We start from the raw sequence: 3459 nt of genomic DNA on the forward strand, positions 1-3459 counted from the left end.
CTTAGCGATCTCATCTCTGCTTACATAGACTCATACGAAGAGAGCTTTTCTATGGTTCCCTGAATTTGTAAAAAAACTTTTAGATCTTTGCTTTCGGTCTACACCCATAGGGAAAATGCTCTCGCGTGCTGCGGATGTTGCCGTCGCCGAGACGGTTGTCGAGGTAGGAAGAGGAGCTGGTGGGGTGCTTACGTCTTTCGCTGGCGCGATGGATGAGGTGTGCCCTTCGGCAGGTTGCTGTAGGGGATTTCGCGCACTTCGACCGGCGTCCGGCAGGCGATGACAGACTTGCGGGCCCACTCCAGCGCCTCGTCCATATCAGCAGCTTCCAGTATCGTAAAACCGCCAACGTGCTCCTTGGTTTCCAGATACGGGCCGTCGGTGATGAGCACTTCGCCATTGGGCTGTGGCCGCAGCGACTTCGCGTGGCTGGGTGCGCTGAGGCCGGCAGCGACGAGCCTGGCACCAGCAGCTTCCAACTCGTCGTTGAGCACGTTGATATTGTGTACCGTCTCTGCGCTCTGTGTGGACGGGTCGAAGTTGTCGGGGAGTTGAATCGCAACCAAATAATGCGGCATAACTTCTCCTTGATCCTGTAACGATTTCCGGACGGTCAGTCTGACCTGCCTTCATTATGTCGACGAATGGCAAGGCCCGAATTCTACAGAGGGCCAAGATTTTGTCTTAATTCAGGAATGTCGCCTGCTCTAGTTTTTTCGACAGCAACGCTTGCTCGCGAACGTTGTCTGTCATTGCAAGGGCGCGTTGAAGCTCTTCACGCGCTTCGGCATATCGTTCCAGCTTCACAAGCAGATCTCCCCTGACGCTGGGTAGCAGATGATAGTTGGCCAGCGCGGGCTCAGCCGCGATAGCATCCAGCGCCTGGAGTCCAGCGGCCGGTCCGTGGGCCATTCCGACGGCTACCGCGCGGTTGAGCGCGACGATCGGAGAGGGGATGACCTGAAGCAGAGCGTCATAGAGAAGCACGACCCGCCCCCAGTCGGTCTCTGCTGCGGTGTTGGCTTGCGCGTGACACGCAGCAATTGCCGCCTGCAACGTGTAGCTGTTGACGCCGCCACCCAGCTTCTGTGCGCGATCCAGCGCGGCCATGCCTCGCTGAATCTGCGCGTGGTTCCACAAGGATCGGTCCTGGTCCGGCAACAGAACTGCTTCGCCATCTTTTCCTCGACGCGCAGCCGTGCGCGATGCCTGCAATTCCATCAACGCCAGCAGACCATAAACTTCGGCCTCCTCAGGAAGAAGCTTTGCCAGCATGCGGCCAAGGCGGATTGCTTCCGTGCACAGTGTTGCCCGCATCCACTCCTCTCCAGAGGTTGCGGTGTATCCCTCGTTGAAGATCAGGTAGACCACAGACAGTACGGATTCAACCCTCTTTCTCAAAGCGTCGCCGCGCGGAGTCTCAAAGGGAACATGAGCGTCGGACAGTGTCTTCTTGGCACGAAAGATCCGCTGTCCCATCGTCTTCTCCGGCACCAGGAAAGACCGGGCAATCTCGGTCGTGGTGAGACCGCAAGCCACGCGCAGCGTGAGCGCAACGCGGCCCTCGACGGCCAGCACTGGATGGCACGCGGTAAAGATGAGGCGGAGAACATCATCATCAATGACCTGGTCCAGAGCTTGATCCATGGCTTCACCCAGCCGCTGCTGCTGAAATTCCAGTTCCCGCGTAATCTCACCGTGCTTTAGTTCCAGCATGCGACCACGGCGGAATGAATCTATGGCGCGCCGTTTGGCCGCTGTCATCAGCCACGCGCCGGGGTTTTCGGGGATGCCTTCTTTGGGCCAGAGTTCGAGCGCAGTCACCAGGGCGTCCTGGGCCAGTTCTTCTGCGATGCCGATATCGTGGGTGACTCGAGCAATGGCGGCGATGATCCGTGTGGATTCGATCTTCCACGCGGCCTCAATCGCCTTAGGCACATCGTTCATGCCTGCTAGAGTACGACGTTCTGGTATTCACTGACGATGCCGCGTATTCGAACTAAGCGGTCTTCAAAGGGCCGGCGACCTTGTAATGACTGAAGACGATGCCGGTCGGCGTTACGTTCGTGCTGATGAGCTCGAAGGCGCGTGCCGGGGTTCCCGCCGCAAAGAAGCGCTTTCCCGTGCCCAAGAGGACCGGATAGACGACCAGCAGGACTTCATCCGCAAGCCCATGTTCGAGCAGCGTGGATGTCAGCGTGGAGCTGCCCGAGAGGATAAGATTTGGGCCGTTCTGCGACTTGATGCGGCGAATGTCCTCAACAATGTCCGGCCCAACGCCCTCGAACGGGCCCCACGCAAGACTTTCCGGACGGTGGGTCGCGATATATTTTTTTGCCGCATTGAGGCGGTCCCCGATCGGAGTGCTCGGCGCCTTTGGCCAGAAGCCTGACCAGAGATCGTAGGTGCGACGGCCAAGCAACAGATCGAAGCTCTCGCCATGTGCCGCGAGGATTGCCTCTCTACCAGCGGGGGTCCGATAGGGCGCGGTCCAGTCGCCGTAGGGAAAGTCGTCGTCCTGGCGGACGGTCTGCATCACGCCGTCCAGCGAGATGTGTTCGATGATTTTGAGCTTTCTCATGGGAGTCTCCTTGTTCTGGGGTGGGAGTTTCTATTCTGTTGGCATTGCGAGGAACTCGCGAACCTCGACCGATGCGCGGCAAGCGACGACGGCCTTACGTCCCCACGCCACGGCCTCATCGATGTTGGCTGCGTCGAGTATCCAAAAGCCGCCGATGTGTTCCTTGGCTTCGAGGTAGGGGCCGTCGGTGAGGACTACCTCTCCGCCAGGCTGCTTACGCAGTGATTTCGCGTGGGGCGCCGATTGCAGGCCGCCGGCGAAGAACCTGGCACCGGCAGCCGCCATCTCTTCGTTGAGCACATCGATATCGCGGATCATGGCCTCGGTTTCAAGGGACGTGTCATAGTTGTCGGGGTGGTGAATAGCAACCAGAAATTGCGGCATGTTTTTCTCCTGTAATCGTCCTTCAGCCGGGGTTCTTTTCCCGGCCTTCACTATAACGACGAACGGTCAGGACGGGATTCTACAAGCCGCCAGGAAAATTTTATTTCTGGGATTTTTTTAGCTCTGGCGGCGGCTTCACGCCGTTCGTAGGAGGCGCCTGGCATGTTTTTCTCTGTTTCCAAGGAGAAGATGCTCTCCTCGCCCTCCTCCAGACCTTTCAGGAATTCCGCCATCCCATCATGGCTGGCATGATCCTGCGCGCAATCAGCCCCTGAATTCGGCGGTGCCCAGCTCGAGAGCGAGTAATGCGAAGGCGGCTTATGGGGAAGTGATCTGTAACTCCCGAGTGGCGAGCCGTTTCAGGAGACGTTCAACCGATGCGTGGGCGAGGACTGGAGGAGTCCAGACACACCAAGGGCCACCCTAGGGGCGGCCCGTCTGCGCGAACAACGGTAGGTTGACCTGGTTTGTTTAGTTGTTTTTGTGCCAGTCAG

General features: G+C 58.4%; 4 protein-coding genes. All 4 read right to left on the minus strand.

The features are described from left to right. Positions 1-188: 188 nt before the first annotated feature. Complete coding sequence (locus tag GSQ91_RS09890) at positions 189-578, minus strand: YciI family protein (protein ID WP_158821398.1); 390 nt, start codon at positions 576-578, stop codon at positions 189-191. Positions 579-684: 106 nt separating this feature from the next. Then, positions 685-1947 carry an RNA polymerase sigma factor gene (locus tag GSQ91_RS09895; RefSeq protein WP_158821399.1) on the minus strand — a complete coding sequence of 421 codons (1263 nt, stop codon included), beginning with the start codon at positions 1945-1947 and terminating at the stop codon, positions 685-687. A 52-nt stretch (positions 1948-1999) separates the two neighbouring features. Then, positions 2000-2581, minus strand: coding sequence for a dihydrofolate reductase family protein (locus GSQ91_RS09900; protein WP_158821400.1), 582 nt, complete (start codon positions 2579-2581; stop codon positions 2000-2002). A gap of 30 nt (positions 2582-2611) precedes the next feature. Continuing rightward, positions 2612-2965 (minus strand): YciI family protein, encoded by a 354-nt coding sequence (locus tag GSQ91_RS09905; RefSeq protein WP_158821401.1) that lies wholly within the window; start codon positions 2963-2965, stop codon positions 2612-2614. Between the last annotated feature and the right edge of the window lie 494 nt (positions 2966-3459).

The sequence above is a fragment of the Granulicella sp. S156 genome (assembly GCF_009766105.1).
In the GTDB taxonomy this organism is placed as follows: Bacteria; Acidobacteriota; Terriglobia; order Terriglobales; family Acidobacteriaceae; genus Granulicella.

What these genes read in the sequence shown, in the direction of transcription:
- GSQ91_RS09890 (WP_158821398.1), bottom strand. Translation starts at nt 578, where the DNA reads ATGCCGCATTATTTGGTTGCGATTCAACTCCCCGACAACTTCGACCCG.
- GSQ91_RS09895 (WP_158821399.1), bottom strand. Translation starts at nt 1,947, where the DNA reads ATGAACGATGTGCCTAAGGCGATTGAGGCCGCGTGGAAGATCGAATCC.
- GSQ91_RS09900 (WP_158821400.1), bottom strand. Translation starts at nt 2,581, where the DNA reads ATGAGAAAGCTCAAAATCATCGAACACATCTCGCTGGACGGCGTGATG.
- GSQ91_RS09905 (WP_158821401.1), bottom strand. Translation starts at nt 2,965, where the DNA reads ATGCCGCAATTTCTGGTTGCTATTCACCACCCCGACAACTATGACACG.